We start from the raw sequence: 18,595 nt of genomic DNA, 5'->3' as shown, positions 1-18,595 counted from the left end.
ATGCCGACAAAAAAAGGGACCGCAATGGGTCCCTTTTTTGTATCCAGAATCTGGTGAACAACGGCTACAGTGGCCGGCCGCCCAGTTCGGCCAGGCGGGCATAGATGTCGCGCAGCAGGGGTTCGGTGGTGGCCCAGTCGATGCATTTGTCGGTGATGGACACGCCATAGCGCAGACTGCAGGGGTCACCGACGGGCTGGCTGCCTTCTTCCAGATTGCTTTCGATCATCAGGGCGCGGATGGAGCGGTTGCCGGCGGCGATCTGATCGACCACTTCCTGGGCCACCTGCGGCTGGCGGCGGTGATCCTTGTTGGAATTGGCGTGGCTGCAATCGACCATAATGGCGCCGGACAGCTGGCGTTTGGCCAGTTCGGCTTCGGTTTCGGCAATGGCCTGGCGTTGGTAATTCGGTCCGGCGCTACCGCCGCGCAGCACGATATGGACATGGGGATTGCCACTGGTCTGCACAATGGAGATGCGGCCGGTGCGGTTGATGCCGAGAAAGCTGTGCGAGTGCGCGGCGGCGCTCATGGCATCCATGGCAATGCGCAGGTTGCCGTCGGTACTGTTCTTGAAGCCGACGGGGAAGGACAGGCCGCTGGACATCTCGCGGTGGGGCTGCGATTCGGTGGTGCGTGCGCCGATGGCGCCCCAGCTGATCAGGTCGGCGAAATACTGCGGCGTGATGGTATCGAGCATCTCGGTGGCGATGGCCAGCTTCAGATCGGTGATGGCGCAGAACAGCTGGCGAGCCACGCCCAGCCCCTTGGAGATCTGATGGGTGCCATTCAGGTCGGGGTCGTTGATCAGACCCTTCCAGCCGACGGTGGTGCGCGGTTTTTCGAAATAGACACGCATCACCAGCAGCAGCTGATCCTGCAGTTCGTGGCTCAGGCGCGCCAGCCGGCGGGCATAGTCGAGAGCGGCCTGGGGATCATGAATGGAGCAGGGGCCGACGACAACCATCAGGCGGGGGTCGCGGTTTTCCAGAATATCGATCACCTGGCGGCGTGAGCGGGCGACAAATTCCGATGCGGCTTCAGACTGGGGGAACACCTGCTTAAGATCAGCCGGAGCGATAACCTCGACAAAGCCTTTGATATTGAGATTGTTGGTGCGGAACATGGGGCGTACCTTCTGCTGGAAGACGGGACGGGACAGCCGGGCGAACAGATAACCACGGCACTGTAGCCGCTTGGGCGGCGAATGTCAAAAGCGGGGCACGACGGCAGGTGCGATTGTTGACGCCGTCAACCGGCGGTTTGATCACCAAGCGGCACCGGCCGAAAGCGCCGCAGGCGCAGGGCGTTGGTCAGTACACACAGACTTGATGCCGTCATGGCCAGGGCCGCCAGCACCGGCGACAACTGCAGACCAAGCAGCGGCTGGAACAGACCGGCGGCCAGGGGAATCAGCAGCACATTGTAGCCGAAGGCCCAGACCAGATTCTGGCGGATATTGGCCAGGGTGGCACGTGACAGGGCGATGGCGGTCACCACCTGACGCAGATCGCCGGTCAGCAGCACCACCTCGGCCGCCTCGATGGCCACATCGGTACCGCTGCCGATGGCGATGCCGACATCGGCCTGAGCCAGCGCCGGAGCATCGTTGATGCCGTCGCCAACAAACACCAGCGGCCGCTGACGGGCCTGCCATTGGCGCAGGACGTCAACCTTGTCGGCCGGCAACAGCTGGGCCCGCAGTTCACCGATACCAAGGCGATCGGCAATGGCCTGGGCCGTGCGCTGCTGATCGCCGGTCAGCAGCGCCAACCCGATACCGGCCTGCCGCAGGGCCTGCAGAGCCGCCGGAGTGCTGTCCTTGAGGGCGTCGGCCACGGCCAGCACCGCGACCGGCCGGTCATCGACAGCGGCATAGAGCGGCGTCTTACCCTCACCGGCCAGGCGCGCGGCCACCACGGCGAAGGAGGACAGATCCAGACCAAGAGGCCGCAGATAGCGTTCGGTGCCGATCCGCAGCTGACAACCGGCCACCCGGCCGGTAACGCCGAAACCGGGCTCGGCGACAAACTCCGTCACCGCCAGCAGCGGCAGACCCTGTTCCTGCGCGGCGCGCACCAACGCCTGGCCGATGGGATGTTCCGACAGGGCCTCGACACTGGCGATCTGCTGCAGCAGCGGCCCGCGTTCGACGCCGGCGGCCAGCTGCACGTCGGTCAACTCGGGTCGGCCACGGGTAAGGGTACCGGTTTTGTCGAACACCACCAGACGGGCGGCGCACAGCTGCTGCAGGGCATCGCCCTTGCGAAACAGAATGCCCAACTCGGCCGCCCGGCCGGTGCCCACCAGAATGGAGGTCGGTGTGGCCAGGCCCATGGCGCAGGGGCAAGCGACGATCAACACCGCCACGGCATGGACCAAGGCCTGGCTGAGACCGTTGCCCCACAGCAGCCAGGCACCAAAGGTGAGCAGCGCCACCAGCAGCACCGCCGGCACAAACAGGCGAATGACCCGGTCAACCAGCGCCTGAATCGGCAGCCGACTGCTCTGGGCCTGCTGCACCAGGCGCACAATCTGCGCCAGCAGGCTGTCGGCGCCAACCCGGGTGGCGCGCAGACAGAAGCTGCCCTGGGTGTTCAACGTGCCGCCCACCACCTGGGCGCCGGGTTCCTTGGCCACCGGCAACGGCTCGCCGGTGAGCATGGATTCATCAACGTGGGAGCGACCCTCAATCACTTCGCCATCCACCGGCACGGTTTCGCCCGGCCGCACCCGCAGCAGATCACCGACCCGCACCTGCTCCAGCGGCACCTCCTCCTCGCCAGCTTCCGTCAGGCGGTGGGCCGACTTGGCCTGCAACCCCAGCAACCGGCGGATGGCGGCGCCGGTGCGTCCCCTTGCCACCGCTTCCAGATAACGGCCAACCAGAATCAGACTGACGATCACCGCAGCGGCCTCGTAGTACACCACCGCCTGACCGGCAGGCAACAGGCCGGGCGCCTGGGTGGCCACCAGCGAATAGCCCCAGGCTGCAGAGGTGCCCAGCACCACCAGAGCGTTCATGTCGGGCACGCCGCGCAGCAGCGCCGGCCAGCCCAACCGGTGAAAACGCCAGCCCGGTCCGAACAGCACCAGCGTCGCCAGGCAGCCCAGCAGCATAAACAGCGGCTGCGGTCCCAGATGCCGCAGCAGCCAGTGATGAAACGGCGGCACAAAGTGGCCCCCCATCTCCAGCACCACCAGAGGCAGCGTCAGGGCCAGGGCCAGCACCATCGAGCGGCGCAGCTGGCGCACCTCCTGCTCGGCCGCCTGCTGCTGGTGCTGCTGCGCCAAAGCCGCGTCACTGACCTCTTCGGCGGCGAACCCGGCCCGTGTCAGCGCCGCTACCAGTTCGGCAACCGGTACGCCAGCCGCTGTCAGCCGCACCTGCGCCCGGCCGGTGGCAAGATTGACCGAAACCGCCGTGACGCCCGGCAGCGCGCGCAAAGCCTGCTCCACCCGCTGCACGCAGCTGGCGCAGTGCATGCCCTCAATCAGCAGTTCGACCAGTGGCACAGTCCGGGATGTCTTTCGCAGGGGCTGCGCACACTTCTCCACCCGTTGCTCCTATGCAGGCAAGCCCGGCCAGTTGGCGACAAAATCCTCGAATTCGGCCAATGGCAGCGGCCGGGCGAACAGATAACCCTGCCCTTCATGACAGCCGCGCTGCTGCAGAAACTGCAGATGTTCCGGCTTTTCGATACCCTCGGCCACCACCTGCAACTCCATGGCGCGGGCCAGGGCGATCACCGAATCGGCGATGGTGCCATCATTGGCATCACTGTCGAGGGTGCGAATAAAGGACTGGTCAATCTTGAGGCAGTTGATGGGGAAACGTTTAAGGTAGCTCAGCGAGGAATAGCCGGTGCCAAAATCGTCAATGGCCAGACGCAGACCACGCTGGCGAATGGCACCCAGAATGGCGATGCTGTTTTCCACACTGTGCATGGCGACACTTTCGGTGATCTCCAGCTCCAGCGATTCCGGCGTGGCGCCGCAGTCGGCCAGCACCGCGTCAAGCCAGTCAAGCAGCTGCTCCTGCTGGAACTGGCGGCCCGACAGATTGACGGCCAGCCGCAGTGGCAAACCGGCCTGTTGCCACTGGTGCAGCTGGCGGCAGGCCTGCCGCAGCACCCAGTCGCCAATGGGAACGATCAGGCCGGTCTCCTCGGCCAGCGGAATAAAATCGGCCGGCGACACCATACCGCGCTCGGGATGCTGCCAACGCAGCAGGGCTTCGGCGCCGGCCACCCGGCCACTGAGCAGATCAATCTTGGGCTGGTAATACAGCACGAACTGCTCTTTTTCCAGCGCCTGGCGCAACTGCCCTTCAAGCAGCAACAGATCCCGGGTGCGGGGGTTCATTTCGGTCCGGTAGAACTGGTAGCGGTTGCGACCGGTCTGCTTGGCACGATACATGGCCACCTCGGCCGCCTGCAGCAACCCTTCGATTTCATTACTGTCGTTGGGAAACAGGCTGATGCCGATGCTGGCGGTGACATAGAGCTCGAAATCGGCGATGCACAACGCCCGGGTCAGTTGTTCCATCAGCACCTCGACCCGCCGCGCCACCTGCTGACCGTCGCGCAGACCTTCGAACAGGATGGCGAATTCGTCGCCACCAATGCGCGCCAGCACATCGTTTTCGCGCAGGTTGGTGCGCAGGCGGGCCGCGATCTCACGCAGCAACCGGTCACCCAGATCATGACCAAGGGAATCGTTGACGGTTTTAAAGCGGTCAAGATCAAGCAGCAATACCGCTCCCGGCTGACCCGAGCGCCGCGTCCGCGCCAGCGCCTGACGCAACTGCTGGCGCAGATACTGGCGGTTGGGCAGCCCGGTCAGGCTATCGTGAAACCGCAGGTAATCAAGCCGGTTTTCCCGCTCCTGCAGCTGCTCGGTCACCTGGCGGTGTTCAAAGGCAATGGCGATGCTGCTGGCAATGGATTCAAGAAACTCCACCAGATCACGACTGATCTTGCGTTCATCGGCGTCGAGCAACTGCAGCAGGCCGATCACCTCATCCTCCAGCCGCAACGGAATCAGCGCCATCGAGCGCGCCTGCTGGCAGTGACAGTGCTGCTCGCGGCACAGGCCACTGTCGGCCAGCGGCAGGCAGTGACTCATCGGATTAGTCCAGAAACTGCCGGCGGCGGTGAAACAGCCATCGACCGGCACGCCCTGTGGCAGGCCCTGCAGAATCCGGCTGCAGAGGGAATCGCTGGCGCCGGGCGCTACCGACTCCGCCAGGGTTTCATCCGCCAGCGGCAGCAGCGGACACTCCTGCCCGTCCGGTTTCTTCCCGACACTCTGGTAATAGGGAAAAGACTGGTTGGCCTCGCGCAGCCGCAGGCCGACGCTGGCGCAGCCGGAAAAATCACGGATCAGTTCGAGAATATCGTGAATCTTGTCGGTGCGCTCATTGGGCAGCGACAGCAGCGCCAGCACCCGGCCGGTAAGCTGTTCACGCCGCTCAGCCCGCTTGCGGGCGGTGATATCCTCCATGATGGCGATAAAGTGGGTGATGTCCCCCCGGCTGTTCTTCAATGGCGAGATCAGCGCGTGCTGCCAGAACAGCTCGCCGGTTTTTTTGCGGTTGCGCAGTTCACCACGCCAGTCATGACCCGCCAGAATGGTGTGCCACAGGGTCTGGAAGTATTCCCTGGGCGCGCTGCCGGCGTTGAGAATGCGCGGGTTCTGGCCGATGGCCTCCTCCTGACTGTAGCCGGTCAGATGACAGAAACTGGGATTGACGTACTCGATGGTCCCCTGGATATCGGTGACGATAATGGCATTGGGATTCTGCTCCACCGCCAGACCGAGCTTGCGCAGTTGCTCCTCGGCGCGGCGGCGGGCACTGATATCAACCAGGGCACCGACCACACCGTGACAGGCCTGGCCAGCGCGGCTGAAAGCGGCCGCGGAGAACAGCACGGGATGTTCCCGGCCATCGGCGAACAGCAGCTGCTGTTCGCTGCTGTGCAGGCTGTCGGGCTGATTGCAACGGCCACACACGATGGCGGCCAGTTCCGCTGGCAGCACCCCGGTCAGGGCCGTTCCGACCAGTTCCGCGCGCGGATGGCCAAAAACGATTTCGAAGGCCTGGTTGCAGCCGATAAAACAGCCCCGATCATCAACATAGAACACCGGGTTGGGTATGGCGTCGATCAGGGTCTGCAACTGCTGCAGTTGCTCCTCCAGCGCCTGACGGTGCTGGCCGATACGCTGCAGCATCAGATCGAAGCTGCGTTGCAGCACCGCCAGCTCATCGCCCGCCACCCGTTCCTCGCCAACATCGGCGGCCGGGCCGGCTTGCTGCTCTTCGGTTTCAGCCACGGCAGCAATGCGGGCCGTCAGCTGCGACAGGGGCCGCATCAGTTGGCGCATCAGCAGCCAGACCGCCACGGCGGCCAGCGCGATCTTGCCCGCCACCGCCACCAGCAGTTGCTGGCGCAGCGGTTGCAGCGGCGCATAGGCCTCGGCCAGCGGCTGGTGCACAGCCAGTGCCCAGTCGACCTGTTGCAGCCGCTGCACCGAACTGAGCAGCGGCGCATCCTGTTCATCCGTCTGCTCCAGGGTCAGACTACGTTCCACCAGCGCCTTGCGCCGCAGGGTACGCTGGTGGGGCGGCAGCGGCTGAATCTGCAACCAGCCCTCCTGCGTCGAAAGGCGCAGCATCTGGCGGCCATCACTCAGACTCAGGTAGCTGCCGGCGCCGGTGTCGAAGGCCTGCAGGTAGTTGAGCAGCCCCGGCCCGAACAGCACCAGACTGCCCCCCAGCGCGCCAACCACCCGGCCCTGGCGCAGCAAAGGAAAGACATACAGAACCCTTGGCTCCGTCCTGCTGTTTTCCTGTGAAAGGACAAAATCGGACATCTGCGGCTGACGTGATTGCAGGGCGGTTTCGAGCAGCTGCCGCAGGCGCTCGGAGCTCAGACAGCGACAGGGCCGGGTCTGACTCACGGCCACCAGGGAGCCCTGGGCATCAAACAGCGCCAGACCAGCGCCAAACAGCAGCTGACCGCCGGATTGTTGTTCGAGAAAACGGGCTGCGGCCGCCGGCGTCAGCAGAACCTGGGTATCGGTCTGGGCCGCCACATGCCGCAGATAGCCGGTGAAGGCCAGCAGCCGGTCATCAATCTGGGCCGCCAGCGACCCCACCAGGGTGCCCTGCTGGCGTTCGATGGTTTTTTCAAGCTCCTGGCGAAACAGACCGAACAGGCTATAGCCGGTCAGCGTCAGCAGAACGGCGGTCAGCAGGGCGACCGGCAAACTGATTTTAAGTTTGAGGCTGTTGGCCCGTTGACGGCGTTGCGGAATCTTCAGGTTCACCGGCGCTTATCCTTCAGCGAACAGGGGCTCTGGCCGGCAGCCATGCTGCCGGACCGGCAATCTTATGTGATTTGGTCGGATTAATGGCTTGTACCATGCGTCATGGCCAGCGACAACGGCAAAACTATTAAACGTCCGTTAAAAAGTTAACCATTCAAAGGTGCATATCTTCAAATAATTCTATCTCGTCGTCGCCAGATTCGCCGGCTGTCCCGAAGGATTTGACAGCGCCAGCAACGGCTGGGTATAACAGGAGCCTGCCGGCGGAAACGTTCCGCCGTTCTGCTGACGTCTGTCCTGAAGGAAAGCTTCCGATGATTCTGCGCGAACTTTTTCTGGCCCTGGCCGGTCTGGCCGATCTGGCCTTCACCCTGTTCATCCTGCTCATCGTCGCCCGGGCCGTGCTGTCCTGGGTCAATCCCGATCCTTACAATCCGCTGGTGCGCTTTATCCATCGCGCCACCGATCCGGTGCTTTACCGCGTGCAGCGCTGGATTCCGCTGCAGTTCGGAGGTATCGACTTCTCGCCGCTGGTGTTGCTGCTGGCGCTTTCCTTTGCCCAGCGCCTGCTGCATGCCCTGCTGGTGCAGCTGGCCTATAGCTTCTGATTGATGCCGGCGCCCGATCTGAGCTGCTGCCTGCGCGTGGTGGCCGGCGGCGTACAACTGGCCGTGTTGGTGCAACCGCGCGCCAGCAAAAACGCTCTCTGCGGCCTGCAGGGCGACGAACTCAAGCTGCGCCTGACCTCGCCGCCGGTGGACGGTGCCGCCAACAAGCTGTGCTGTGATTACCTGGCCAAGCTGCTCGGCTGCGCCAAAAGCGCCGTCAGCCTGGTCAGCGGTCACAGCAGCCGCCACAAACGGCTGCAGATCGACGGCTGCAGCCTGGCCGAGGTACAGCAGCGCCTGCAACAGGCCCTCGACGTTTAACCGGATCTTTGGGAAAGTTCCTTCTGGAACTTTTTCAACGACGCCAGCCGAAAAGGCGCTTTTTCGTCTTGCTCACAAAATCAGTCCATTACGGAGCAATGATTGATTTTGGTCGCCCATCCCTGGGCTCCAGCACGGCTGCTTTTCAACCGCCTGCTGGCCGCGTCTCTCCCGCACGGACAGGTCACAGCCCCCTGCACACACAAGGAGTCCGCCATGCAACCCTTCGTCTTTCACAACCCCACCCAGATCATCTTCGGCGCCGGCAGTGTCGACCGGGTTGGTAAAACCGTCGCCCGCCATGGCCGCACGGCCCTGCTGGTCTATGGCCGCGACAGCATCCACCGCAGCGGCCTGTACAGTCGCGTCACCAGCGCCCTGCAACAGGCGGGCGTCAGCTGGATCGACCATGGCGGTGTCAAGTCGAATCCGGTGCTGTCGCACAGCCGCGCCGGGGTTGACAAAGCCAAGGCCAGCCAGGTCGATCTGATTCTGGCCGTCGGTGGCGGCAGCGTGCTCGACGAAGCCAAGGCCATCGCCGCCGGCGCCTGCTATGACGGCGATCTGTGGGATTTCTTCAGCGACCGGGCAACGGTGCAGCAGGCCCTGCCGCTGGTCACCGTGCTGACCCTGGCCGCCACCGGCTCGGAGATGAACAGCGGTGGCGTGATCACCAACGAGGAAACACAGCAGAAATTCAATCTTAGTTCGCCGCACCTGTTTCCGCGGGTGTCGATTCTCGACCCGGTGCTGACCTGGACGGTGCCGGCCGACTACACGGCCTATTCGGCCGTAGACGCCATCTCGCACCTGCTTGAAGGCTATTTTACCAGCCCCGACCCGGTCACGCCACTGCAGGACCGTTTTGTCGAGGGTCTGGTCAAAACCATCATGGAAAGCACCGAACAGATCCTGGCCCAACCGGCTCACGCCGAGGCCCGGGCCACCATGATGTGGGCCGCTACCTGGGCCCTCAACGGCCTGTCGACGGCCGGTATCGGCGCCTACCAGTTCCCCAATCACATGATTGAGCACTCCCTCAGCGCCCTCTACGATATCGCCCACGGCGCCGGCCTGGCGATTGTCCTGCCGGCCTGGATGGCCTGGCAGGCCGACCAGCACCCGGCCAAGTTCGCCCGTTTCGCCCGCGAGGTGCTGGGCTGTCAGCTCAGCGATGATCGCCAGTGCGCTCTTGCCGCCGCCCGTGGCCTGAAGGACTGGTTCGGCGCCATCGGCAGTCCGGTAACCCTGAGCGAGGCTGGCATCCCGGCCAACGACATCCCGGCCATTGCCGCCAACGCCGTGATGCTGGCACAGAAATGGCGCATGCCGGCCTACAGCGCCGAGGTCATCGCCAACATTCTGCAGCGTGCCGCATGAGACTGGTCAGCTTCAACGTCAACGGCCTGCGCGCCCGTCTGCATCAGCTCGAAGCTCTGGTGGCACGGCATCAGCCGGACATCATTGCCCTGCAGGAAACCAAGGTACACGACAGCGAATTTCCCCGCGCTGCCATCGAGGCACTGGGCTACCAGGTCTGCTTTCACGGCCAGAAAGGCCACTATGGCGTGGCGCTGCTGTCGCGCCAGCCGCCACTGGAATGGCAGTGCGGCCTGCCCGCCGATGGAGCCGAGGCCCAATGCCGCCTGATCCGGGCGCGCTACGATGTCAGCACGGCCGAGGGCCAGAACTGCCTGACGGTCATCAACGGCTACTTTCCCCAGGGCGAGGGCCGCGACCACCCGGTCAAGTTCCCCGCCAAAGAGCAGTTCTACCGTGACCTGCGCGACCTGCTACAGCAGTACGATCCCGCCCGCGAGCTGCTGGCGGTGGTGGGCGACATGAATGTGGCGCCGGCCGCTGCCGATGTTGGCATCGGCGCCGACAACGAAAAGCGCTGGCTGCGCACCGGCAAAAGCGGTTTTCTGCCGGAGGAGCGCGACTGGCTCGGGCTGCTGCTGGACTGGGGCCTGCAGGACAGCTACCGGCTGTGCCATCCGCAGCAGCAGGGTGACTACAGCTGGTACGACTACCGCAGTCGCGGTTTCGAACTGCAGCCCCGCCGCGGCCTGCGCATCGATCTGATTCTGGCCAGCCCGGCGCTGCAGCGGCTGTGCCAGGCCAGCGGCATCGATCAGGACATCCGCGCCCTGGCCAGACCCTCCGATCATTGTCCGGTGTGGGCCGATTTTGCCCTGCAGGGCAACTGAACGCTCCACCCGCCACCGAATTCCTCTGCTGTCCGCAACAACAACGGGGCCGCCGCAGCGAACTGCGACGGCCCCGTTGTTGTTGCGAGCACTGTGCTTCGGGTGAAGGGCCTGCTCAACCCTCACCAAAGTGGCGCAGGGCCGTTTCAGCCACCTGGGCACCGATACTGAGGGAAGCGGTGGCCGCCGGCGAAGGCGCGTTAAGCACATGCACCATGCCGTCGGCTGACAGAATACGGAAATCATCCAGCAGCTGGCCCTCGGCACTGACCGCCTGGGCGCGTACTCCAGCACCGCCGGGACACAAATCGGCCGCAGTCAGCCCCGGCAGCAGTTTACGCAGATCACGCAGCAGATAGGGTTTCAGCAGAGAACGGCGGTATTCCAGCAGGCCGACGCGCCAGAACCGCGCCGCCAAACGCAGAAACCCCGGATAACTGAGGGTTTCAAGCAGGTCTCGAGCATCACAGTCACACCAGCGGTAGCCTTCGCGCTTGAAGGCCAGCACCGCATTGGGGCCCGCCTCGACCGCGCCATCGACCCTGCGGGTATAGTGCACCCCGAGAAAGGGGAAGGCCGGATCGGGTACCGGGTAGATCAGGTGACGCACCAGTGAACGCCGCTCGGGCCGCAGCACGGCGTATTCGCCACGAAAGGGCACAATACGCAGACCCGGCTCAACACCACACAGCCGCGCCAGCCGGTCCGACTGCAGACCGCCACAATTGACCACAAAACGCGCCCGGAAACAGCCCGCCGTGGTGGTCAGGTCAAAACCCGCCGCCGTGCGCCTGACCCGCCGCACCTCGGCGTCGGTCTGCAGGCGGCCGCCAGCACCCCGCAGCTGGCGCACCAGCGCCTCGGTCACGGCGACAAAGTCGACAATGCCGGTCTGGGGTACAAACAGTCCGGCAATCCCAACCACCGCCGGCTCATGGGCCCGCAGGCCGGCCGCATCGAGCCGTTCGATGCCACTTAAGCCGTTGGCGACACCACGCCGCTGCAGCTCGTCGAGCGCCGCCAGCTCGCCCTCGCTGGTGGCGACCACGATCTTGCCGCAGCGCTCGTGACAGATGCCCTGTTCGGCGCAGAAGGCATAAAGGGCGTCGCGGCCGGCGGCACAGTTGCGCGCCTTGAGGGAACCGGGCCGGTAATACAGTCCCGAATGAATGACGCCACTGTTGTTGCCGGTCTGGTGGCGGGCGACGCCGGCCTCCTTCTCCAGCAGCAGCACGCGGCAGCCCGGCGCCTGACGCGTCAGCTCGCGCGCGGTGGCAGCCCCGACAATGCCGGCACCAATGACGGCGACATCATAGAATTCCTCGACTTGCCGCGCCATAGTTCCTCCTGCGTCCATCAATCCTGCGCAGCCTGTTGCAGCCGCTGCTCCACCTGCAAACGCACATCATCAATCTGTACCCGCACCACCCTGCCCTGTTCGCGTTCGCAGCGCACCAGGCCTTCCTCCACCCAGAACAGCAGCTGCGCCCGGCCGATGCCGTAACGTTCCGCGGCAGCATCCACCTCATACCAGCTTTTTCCCAGCGCCATGGCGTCCTCCTTCGTTGGGCGGGCCAACCCAGCCCGCCGACAGGCAAAACCGGAATGCGTGATATCGCCCCTAGCCGTTTATCACGCGTTTGGTTACAGATCGTTCAGCAAGCGATAGATCTTGCGCTGCACCTCCCACACCCGCTCGGCGGCGGGCGCCTGATCGTCTTTTTCCAGCAGCAGACGGCTGCGATCGAACAGGTTGTGGGCCGTCAGCAGCACCGGCGACAGTTCGGCATCAATGCGCGCCCGCGGGATCTCCCCCACCCGTTCGTGCTGGTCGGCCAAGGTGGCCACCGCCTTGTGCAACACGGTCAGCGCCTGTTCCTCCGGGGCGTCCTGCTGCAACTGACTCAGCAGTGTGCGCACCTCGTCGACCAGCTGACGGTAGCGTTCGGAAATACTCATGACATCCTCTCCTTCCTGCGCGGGCCGGCCCCGCGGGTTCTCTTCTGGCTGATGACGGAACAGGTCGCCATAGTATGCCCAAGCCATTGTCGCTGACAATGCGCAATCGGCCGAAGCCGGCAAAAAGCGGCGCGAGTGCTGCGACCGGCCGATAAAATCGGTTGACGCCCCGCCGGGGGGCTGCTAACGTCTTGACCGCACAGACGAATGCCCTGGGGGAGTTTTCGCAACTGAGAGTCCTGTAAAGGACGACCCTTTGAACCTGATCCGGATCATACCGGCGTAGGGAAGCGGCGCACACAAACCGGAACCTTCCGGTTGCCTCTTACGTTTCCCACGACAGGTCGCATGCGCGGCCTGTTTCCGTTTGATCCCTCCCGCCGGTCTTGTTCGTCGCAACGCCCCGCACCCTCTACTTGCAAGGAAATCCTGCCCGTGTCCACAGCGTCGTCCGTCAGCGCCAGCGAACTTGATCAGCTGCTGATTGCCCGCCATGGCGCCAGCGCCGTGCAGCGCTTCAAAAGTGCTACCGTTGGCCTGGCCGGTGCCGGCGGGTTGGGTTCAGTCATCGCGGCGGCCCTGGCGCGGCTGGGCATCGGCACCCTGATCGTGGCCGATTTCGACCGGGTCGAGGCGGTCAATCTGGGGCGCCAGCAGTATTTCATCGACCAGATCGGCCTGCCCAAGGTGGAAGCGCTGCGCGCCAATCTGCAACGCATTCATCCCGGCGTGCGCATCATCGCCCAGCCGCTGCGGGTCTCAGCTGCCAACCTGCTGGAGCTGTTCGGCACGGTCGACATTCTGGTGGAGGCCTTCGACGATCCGGTCGCCAAAGCCGACCTGACCAGCACCTGGCTGGCCGCCTGCCCCCAGCGACCTCTGGTAGGAGCCTCCGGCATGGCCGGTTGCGGCCCGGCCAATCAGATCGTCACGCGGCGGCCCTTCGGCCACTTCTACCTGTGCGGCGACGGCCACAGCGCCGTCGAGACCTGCGGCAGCCTCTATGCCAGCCGCGTCGGCATTGCCGCCCATCACCAGGCCCAGGCGGTCGTCCGTCTGCTGCTGGGCCTCGACCCCGTGGAGGATTGTTCACCATGAACCTGACCATCAACGGCGCCGCGCGTGCCATCATGGCTACCGATCTGGCCGCCCTGCTGGCAGAACTGCAAATCGACCCCGCCCGCGTCGCCATCGAACACAACGGCCGGATTCTCCGTGCTGACCAGTACAGCGCCACCGGCCTGGCCGAAGGCGACCGCCTCGAAATCGTCCGTTTCGTCGGTGGCGGCTAAGGACCGGTGCGCTGATTGATTCCCGGCCACGTCACCCCTGATCCTTTTTTCTTGTCTCCTGCGCGCCCGTTGCCACAACCGGCGCCGGAAAGGTTTGTCTCATGAATCCGCACAACGCCACCGAACAACCGCTCTGCGATCCCCTGGTGATTGCCGGCCGCTCCTTCGGCTCGCGCCTGATGGTCGGAACGGGGAAATTTTCCTCCAACGCCGTCATGGCCGCCACCCTGGAAGCCTCCGGCAGCGACATCGTCACCGTGGCGCTGCGGCGGGTCGATATCGGCAGTCCTCAGGACGACCTGCTCAACCACATCGACCGCAACAGATACCTGCTGCTGCCCAACACCAGCGGTGCCCGCGACGCCGAGGAAGCCATCCGCCTGGCACGGCTGGCGCGTGCGGCCGGCTGCGAGCCCTGGGTCAAGCTGGAGGTGACGCCCGATCCCTACTATCTGCTGCCCGATCCCATCGAGACCCTCAAGGCCGCCGAGGTTCTGGTGAAGGAGGGTTTCATCGTGCTGCCCTACATCAATGCCGATCCGGTGCTGGCCAAGCATCTGCAGGAAGCCGGCGTTGCCACGGTCATGCCGCTGGGCGCGCCCATTGGTACCAACAAGGGCATCCGCACCCGCGACAACATCGCCATCATCATCGAGCAGGCCATCGTGCCGGTGGTGGTCGATGCCGGCTTGGGGGCACCGTCCCATGCCGCCGAGGCGCTGGAAATGGGCGCCGACGCCGTACTGGTCAACACCGCGCTGGCCGTCGCCGGCGACCCGCCGCGCATGGCGGCAGCCTTTGCCAAGGCGGTACAGGCCGGCCGCGAGGGCTATCTGGCCGGCCTGGGCAAGGTACAGCAGCGGGCCGAGGCTTCCAGCCCGCTGACCGGTTTTCTGGGGAGCGCGTCATGAGTTTCTGCGACGAAATCCGCCGTTACCCCCTTGAACAGGTGCGCGACCAGGTAGCCAGCCGCACGGCCGCCGATGTCGAACGGGCGCTGGCCGCCGAGCGCCTGGGGCTGGCCGACCTGCAGGCGCTGCTGTCGCCGGCGGCGCAAGATTATATCGAACCGCTGGCGCAGAAGGCCCACCGCCTGACCCAGCAGCGCTTCGGCAACAACATCTATCTGTACACGCCGATGTATCTGTCGAACGAGTGCAGCAATGGCTGTAAATACTGCGGCTTCAACGCCTGCAACAAGATCCCGCGCGCCACGTTGACACTGGAGGAGATCGAGCGCGAAGCCCGCATCATCAACGACTACGGCTTCCGTCACATTCTGCTGCTGACCGGCGAGGCCCAGAAGCTGGCCGACAACCGCTATCTGGTGGCTGCCATCGAGCGCATCAAGCCGCTGTTCAGCTCCATCAGCATCGAGGTCTACCCGATGGATACCGACGGCTACCGCCAGATGGTAGCCGCCGGCGTCGATGGCCTGACCCTGTATCAGGAAACCTACGATCCGCAGCTCTATGCCGATCTGCACCCCTTCGGCAAGAAACGCGATTATCACTACCGCCTTGAAGCACCGGACCGGGCCGGCCAGGCCGGGCTGCGCCGCATCGGCATCGGCGCCCTGCTGGGGCTGGGCGACTTCGCCAGCGAAGCCTTTTATACCGGCCTGCATGCCCAGTATCTGGCGCGGCGCTACTGGCGCAGCCAGGTCAGCATCTCCTTTCCGCGTATCCGCCCGGCCGATGGCGGCTTCGCCCCGCTGCACATCATCAGCGACACCGAGCTGGTGCAAATGGTCTGCGCCATGCGGCTGCTGATTCCCGATGCCGGCCTGTTCCTGTCAACGCGCGAAAGCGCCCGCCTGCGCGACGCCCTGCTGCCGCTGGGCATCACCCACATGAGTGCCGGTTCCTGCACCGCACCGGGTGGTCATGCCAGCAAGGGCGCCAACAGCGAGCAATTCGCCATCGACGACGACCGTTCGCCGGCGGCCATGAGCCGGGCCATCCGCGCGCGCGGCTACGAGGCCGTGTGGAAGGACTGGGACAGCGCCTTTTTGAACGCCGCCAGCTGATGGCCACTGTCGACTTCGACCTCTACCTGATCAGCGACCGCCACCAGCTGCCGGCCGGCCGCAGCCTGGCCGAAGCCGTGACAGCGGCCCTGGCCGGCGGGGTCGGCGCCGTTCAACTGCGCGAGAAGGATCTGGCCACCGCTGAGCTTTATGCCCTGGCCCTTGAACTGCGCCAACTGACAGCAGCCGCCGGCGCCCGGCTGCTGCTCAACGACCGCATCGACATCGCCTTGGCGGTGGCCGCCGATGGCGTGCAGCTGACCGAGCAGTCCCTGCCCGTCGCCATGGCGCGGCGCCTGCTGGGGCCGGAACGGCTGCTGGGCGTTTCCTGCCACAGCCTTGAGCGAGCGCTGCAAGCCGAGGCCGAGGGCGCCGATTTCCTCTGCTTCAGCCCCATCTACGCCACGCCGTCCAAGGCCGCCTACGGTCCGCCCCAGGGCCTCGACGCCTTGCACGGCCTGTGCGCGGCGGTTAAACTGCCGGTTTTCGCCCTCGGCGGCATCACGAGCGAACGGGCACCGGCTGTGCGCGCTGCTGGTGCCCGTGGCATCGCCCTGATCCGCGCCATCCTGGCCGCCGCAGACCCCGCGCAGGCCGCGCGCCAGCTGCAGGCCGCTTTCAACCCGGAAAGGCCCGTGCCATGACCGCTCCCGCCAGCGAGGCCCTGCAGTGGCCCCGGCTGCTGTCGCAGAAACGTGCCGGCCAGCAGCGCCCCCCCAGCCCGCCAGCGCCGGGCAGCGCCGAACGCAGCGCCTTTGAGTCGGACTATGACCGGGTGGTGTTCAGCGAGCCCTTCCGCCGTCTGGCGCGCAAGACCCAGGTCCATCCGCTGGCACCCAACGACCACATTCACAACCGCCTGATCCATTCCATCGAAGTCGGCAGCGTCGGCCGTTCCCTCGGCAAGAAGGTGCAGGCTTTTCTGCGCCGGCAGCATCCGGCGCAGGCCGAACGCTTCGATGACGTACCGCAGATCCTCCAGGTCGGCTGTCTGGTCCACGATATCGGCAACCCGCCCTTCAGCCATGCCGGTGAATACGCCATCCGCGAATGGCTCGACGCCCACCAAGCGCTGATCTTCGCCGACCGCGTCAGCCCCCGCACCCGCGCCGATCTGCTGCTGTTCGAGGGCAACGCCCAGGGCTTTCGCCTGGCGGCGCGACACGACAACCCGGCCTGCGGCTACATGCGCCTGACCTACGCCAGCCTTGGCGCCATGATCAAATATCCCTGGACCAGCGACGACCCGCGCGCTACCGCCAAGCACAAGTTCAATGTGTTCAGCAGCGAGCAGGCCCTGTTCGACGATCTGGCCGACGACATGGGCCTGCGCCGCGCCGACAACCGCATCGCCCGGCATCCGCTGTCGTTTCTGACCGAGGTGGCCGACGATATCTGCTACCGCATGCTCGACATGGAGGATGCCGTTTCCATGCGCATCTTCCCGGAACGGCCAATCAAGGAGCTGTTTCTCAAACTGGCCGGCAACGCCCGGCCCGACTGGTCATTGGCACAGGTGCGCGGTCAGGCCATCGAGGCGCTGATCAATGAGGCCCTGCGCATCTTCGCCGCCGACTATGCCGCCATCATGGCTGGTGAACGCGAGGACGACCTGAAAAGTGCTTTTGCCGACCGTTTTCGCGACGGCTTCGCTGAGATAGCCGAGCTTTATCAGGAGATCTTTTCCCACCGTGCCAAGCTGGGTTACGAACTGGGCGCCTACAAGATGATCGGCCGCATCATCAAGGCCTTCGCCCTGGCGCTGCAATCCCTTTGCGACCGCCGCGACAGCTTCGTTTACAGGGAACTGCCCTTCATCACCCGCAAGTGTCTTGATCTGGCCTGGGACCATACCTATGTCGAACAGCACCACCAGCGCGACTACGACTGGTGGCTGCGCCAAGCCTTCGACTTCATTGCCGGGTTGACCGATAATTACGCCATCCGCATCTCCAGCGAAATCGAAGGGATTCTCGCGCCATGACAAGTCAGACGGATCAAAGCGAGCGCTGGGTGGTCGTCACCGGCGCCTCCAGCGGCATCGGCCGCCAGCTGGCGTTGGCTCTACCCCGCCACGGCTACCGCGTTATCGCCACGGCGCGGCGGCCGGAGGATCTGGCCGAGCTGCGCCGGGCCGGGCTGCAGGCCATCGCCCTGGAACTGGCCGACCCCGTCAGCGTCGGCGAGGCTGCGGCGAACGTTCTGGCCCTGTGCGATGGCGATCTGTATGCCCTGATCAACAACGCCGCCTACGGCCAGCCGGCGGCGGTGGAGGATCTGAGCCGCGCGGCGCTGGAAGCCCAGTTCGCCACCAACCTGTTCGGCACCCACCAGCTGACCCAGGCCCTGTTGCCGGCCCTGCGCCAGGGTCGGGGCGGCCGGCTGATCCAGATCAGTTCCATTCTCGGCCGCGTCGCCTTTCCGCTGCAGGGCGCCTACAACGCCAGCAAATTCGCCCTTGAAGGACTGACCGACAGCCTGCGGCTGGAGCTGCGCGGCAGCAGCGTGCAAGTCAGCCTGATCACGCCGGGCCCTATCCGCAGCGCCTTCCGCGCCAATGCCCTGGCCGCCTTCGATGCCCGTGTCGACAGCCAGAGCAGCCCCTACGCCCCGCTCTACCGCCGGGTGCGCGGCTATTACGCCGCCAGTGACCACCCGACGCCCTTCACCGCCGATCCGGCCGCCGTCGTCAGACCGGTGCTGCACGCCCTGCAGGCACGCCGGGCCCGGCCGCGCTACTACGTCACCCTGCCGGCCTACGTTCTGGCCCTGTGCCGCCGGCTGCTGCCGACCCGCTGGCTCGATGCCCTGCTGTGTCAGCTCGGCCGCCAACGCTGAAGCCAT

At 65.1% G+C, this 18,595-nt stretch carries 17 protein-coding genes and 1 riboswitch; of the genes, 11 read left to right on the top strand and 6 right to left on the bottom strand.

What is annotated here, in order from left to right; all coding sequences use genetic code 11:
• Positions 1-64 precede the first annotated feature (64 nt).
• The 3 genes from BLR80_RS07075 to BLR80_RS07065 form a co-directional block, all read right to left on the bottom strand.
• Positions 65-1,126: a 3-deoxy-7-phosphoheptulonate synthase gene (locus BLR80_RS07075; protein WP_092077874.1), complete on the bottom strand. Its 1,062-nt coding sequence runs from the start codon at positions 1,124-1,126 to the stop codon at positions 65-67.
• 125 nt (positions 1,127-1,251) lie between these two features.
• Positions 1,252-3,516 (bottom strand): heavy metal translocating P-type ATPase, encoded by a 2,265-nt coding sequence (locus BLR80_RS07070; protein WP_245691395.1) that lies wholly within the window; start codon positions 3,514-3,516, stop codon positions 1,252-1,254.
• Positions 3,517-3,567: 51 nt separating this feature from the next.
• Positions 3,568-7,332, bottom strand: a complete 3,765-nt coding sequence (locus tag BLR80_RS07065) for an EAL domain-containing protein (RefSeq protein WP_092077871.1) — start codon at positions 7,330-7,332, stop codon at positions 3,568-3,570.
• A gap of 314 nt (positions 7,333-7,646) precedes the next feature.
• On the opposite strand from BLR80_RS07065, the gene BLR80_RS07060 reads away from it, so the two are divergent.
• From BLR80_RS07060 to xthA, 4 genes are all read left to right on the top strand, one after another.
• A complete protein-coding gene (locus tag BLR80_RS07060) occupies positions 7,647-7,940 on the top strand; it encodes a YggT family protein (RefSeq protein ID WP_092077868.1) in 294 nt (97 codons plus the stop codon).
• Between the two features lie 3 nt (positions 7,941-7,943).
• Positions 7,944-8,261: a DUF167 domain-containing protein gene (locus BLR80_RS07055; RefSeq protein ID WP_092077866.1), complete on the top strand. Its 318-nt coding sequence runs from the start codon at positions 7,944-7,946 to the stop codon at positions 8,259-8,261.
• Positions 8,262-8,477: 216 nt separating this feature from the next.
• A complete protein-coding gene (locus BLR80_RS07050; RefSeq protein ID WP_092077863.1) occupies positions 8,478-9,641 on the top strand; it encodes an iron-containing alcohol dehydrogenase in 1,164 nt (387 codons plus the stop codon).
• The gene (gene xthA, locus BLR80_RS07045) at positions 9,638-10,471 is read left to right on the top strand and encodes an exodeoxyribonuclease III (protein ID WP_092077860.1); all 834 of its coding nucleotides are present in this window, start codon (positions 9,638-9,640) and stop codon (positions 10,469-10,471) included. The genes BLR80_RS07050 and xthA overlap by 4 nt, the downstream gene beginning before the upstream one ends.
• A gap of 115 nt (positions 10,472-10,586) precedes the next feature.
• On the opposite strand, the gene lhgO is transcribed toward xthA, so the two are convergent.
• From lhgO to BLR80_RS07030, 3 genes are all read right to left on the bottom strand, one after another.
• Positions 10,587-11,810: an L-2-hydroxyglutarate oxidase gene (gene lhgO, locus BLR80_RS07040; RefSeq protein WP_092077857.1), complete on the bottom strand. Its 1,224-nt coding sequence runs from the start codon at positions 11,808-11,810 to the stop codon at positions 10,587-10,589.
• Between the two features lie 17 nt (positions 11,811-11,827).
• On the bottom strand, positions 11,828-12,022 hold the full coding sequence (locus BLR80_RS07035; protein WP_092077854.1) for a MerR family transcriptional regulator: 195 nt from the start codon (positions 12,020-12,022) through the stop codon (positions 11,828-11,830).
• Positions 12,023-12,115: 93 nt separating this feature from the next.
• Complete coding sequence (locus BLR80_RS07030; protein WP_092077851.1) at positions 12,116-12,430, bottom strand: hypothetical protein; 315 nt, start codon at positions 12,428-12,430, stop codon at positions 12,116-12,118.
• Positions 12,431-12,634: 204 nt separating this feature from the next.
• A riboswitch (TPP riboswitch) is annotated at positions 12,635-12,736 on the top strand.
• 129 nt (positions 12,737-12,865) lie between these two features.
• On the opposite strand from BLR80_RS07030, the gene thiF reads away from it, so the two are divergent.
• The 7 genes from thiF (at position 12,866) to BLR80_RS06995 (ending at position 18,589) form a co-directional block, all read left to right on the top strand.
• Positions 12,866-13,528, top strand: a complete 663-nt coding sequence (gene thiF, locus BLR80_RS07025) for a sulfur carrier protein ThiS adenylyltransferase ThiF (RefSeq protein ID WP_171906352.1) — start codon at positions 12,866-12,868, stop codon at positions 13,526-13,528.
• Positions 13,525-13,722 carry a sulfur carrier protein ThiS gene (thiS, locus tag BLR80_RS07020; protein WP_092077845.1) on the top strand — a complete coding sequence of 66 codons (198 nt, stop codon included), beginning with the start codon at positions 13,525-13,527 and terminating at the stop codon, positions 13,720-13,722. Before thiF ends, thiS begins: the two co-directional genes overlap by 4 nt.
• Positions 13,723-13,823: 101 nt before the next feature.
• Positions 13,824-14,633, top strand: coding sequence for a thiazole synthase (locus BLR80_RS07015; protein ID WP_092077842.1), 810 nt, complete (start codon positions 13,824-13,826; stop codon positions 14,631-14,633).
• Entirely contained in the window at positions 14,630-15,751 is a 1,122-nt protein-coding gene (gene thiH / locus BLR80_RS07010; RefSeq protein ID WP_092077839.1) for a 2-iminoacetate synthase ThiH, read from the top strand. The genes BLR80_RS07015 and thiH overlap by 4 nt, the downstream gene beginning before the upstream one ends.
• Positions 15,751-16,395 (top strand): thiamine phosphate synthase, encoded by a 645-nt coding sequence (gene thiE / locus BLR80_RS07005; protein WP_092077836.1) that lies wholly within the window; start codon positions 15,751-15,753, stop codon positions 16,393-16,395. The genes thiH and thiE overlap by 1 nt, the downstream gene beginning before the upstream one ends.
• A complete protein-coding gene (gene dgt, locus BLR80_RS07000) occupies positions 16,392-17,735 on the top strand; it encodes a dGTP triphosphohydrolase (RefSeq protein WP_092077833.1) in 1,344 nt (447 codons plus the stop codon). Before thiE ends, dgt begins: the two co-directional genes overlap by 4 nt.
• The gene (locus tag BLR80_RS06995) at positions 17,732-18,589 is read left to right on the top strand and encodes an SDR family NAD(P)-dependent oxidoreductase (RefSeq protein ID WP_092077831.1); all 858 of its coding nucleotides are present in this window, start codon (positions 17,732-17,734) and stop codon (positions 18,587-18,589) included. Before dgt ends, BLR80_RS06995 begins: the two co-directional genes overlap by 4 nt.
• Positions 18,590-18,595: the final 6 nt, after the last annotated feature.

It is taken from the genome of Desulfuromonas thiophila (genome assembly GCF_900101955.1).
Lineage (GTDB): Bacteria > Desulfobacterota > Desulfuromonadia > Desulfuromonadales > Desulfuromonadaceae > Pseudodesulfuromonas > Pseudodesulfuromonas thiophila.
The sequence above is the reverse complement of the archived record's forward strand: the minus strand, read 5'-3'. Positions and strand labels throughout refer to the sequence as shown.

Coding starts and splice junctions, on each gene's coding strand:
- BLR80_RS07075 (WP_092077874.1), bottom strand. CDS start 1,126: ATGTTCCGCACCAACAATCTCAATATCAAAGGCTTTGTCGAGGTTATC.
- BLR80_RS07060 (WP_092077868.1), top strand. CDS start 7,647: ATGATTCTGCGCGAACTTTTTCTGGCCCTGGCCGGTCTGGCCGATCTG.
- BLR80_RS07055 (WP_092077866.1), top strand. CDS start 7,944: ATGCCGGCGCCCGATCTGAGCTGCTGCCTGCGCGTGGTGGCCGGCGGC.
- BLR80_RS07050 (WP_092077863.1), top strand. CDS start 8,478: ATGCAACCCTTCGTCTTTCACAACCCCACCCAGATCATCTTCGGCGCC.
- xthA (WP_092077860.1), top strand. CDS start 9,638: ATGAGACTGGTCAGCTTCAACGTCAACGGCCTGCGCGCCCGTCTGCAT.
- lhgO (WP_092077857.1), bottom strand. CDS start 11,810: ATGGCGCGGCAAGTCGAGGAATTCTATGATGTCGCCGTCATTGGTGCC.
- BLR80_RS07035 (WP_092077854.1), bottom strand. CDS start 12,022: ATGGCGCTGGGAAAAAGCTGGTATGAGGTGGATGCTGCCGCGGAACGT.
- BLR80_RS07030 (WP_092077851.1), bottom strand. CDS start 12,430: ATGAGTATTTCCGAACGCTACCGTCAGCTGGTCGACGAGGTGCGCACA.
- thiS (WP_092077845.1), top strand. CDS start 13,525: ATGAACCTGACCATCAACGGCGCCGCGCGTGCCATCATGGCTACCGAT.
- BLR80_RS07015 (WP_092077842.1), top strand. CDS start 13,824: ATGAATCCGCACAACGCCACCGAACAACCGCTCTGCGATCCCCTGGTG.
- thiH (WP_092077839.1), top strand. CDS start 14,630: ATGAGTTTCTGCGACGAAATCCGCCGTTACCCCCTTGAACAGGTGCGC.
- thiE (WP_092077836.1), top strand. CDS start 15,751: ATGGCCACTGTCGACTTCGACCTCTACCTGATCAGCGACCGCCACCAG.
- dgt (WP_092077833.1), top strand. CDS start 16,392: ATGACCGCTCCCGCCAGCGAGGCCCTGCAGTGGCCCCGGCTGCTGTCG.
- BLR80_RS06995 (WP_092077831.1), top strand. CDS start 17,732: ATGACAAGTCAGACGGATCAAAGCGAGCGCTGGGTGGTCGTCACCGGC.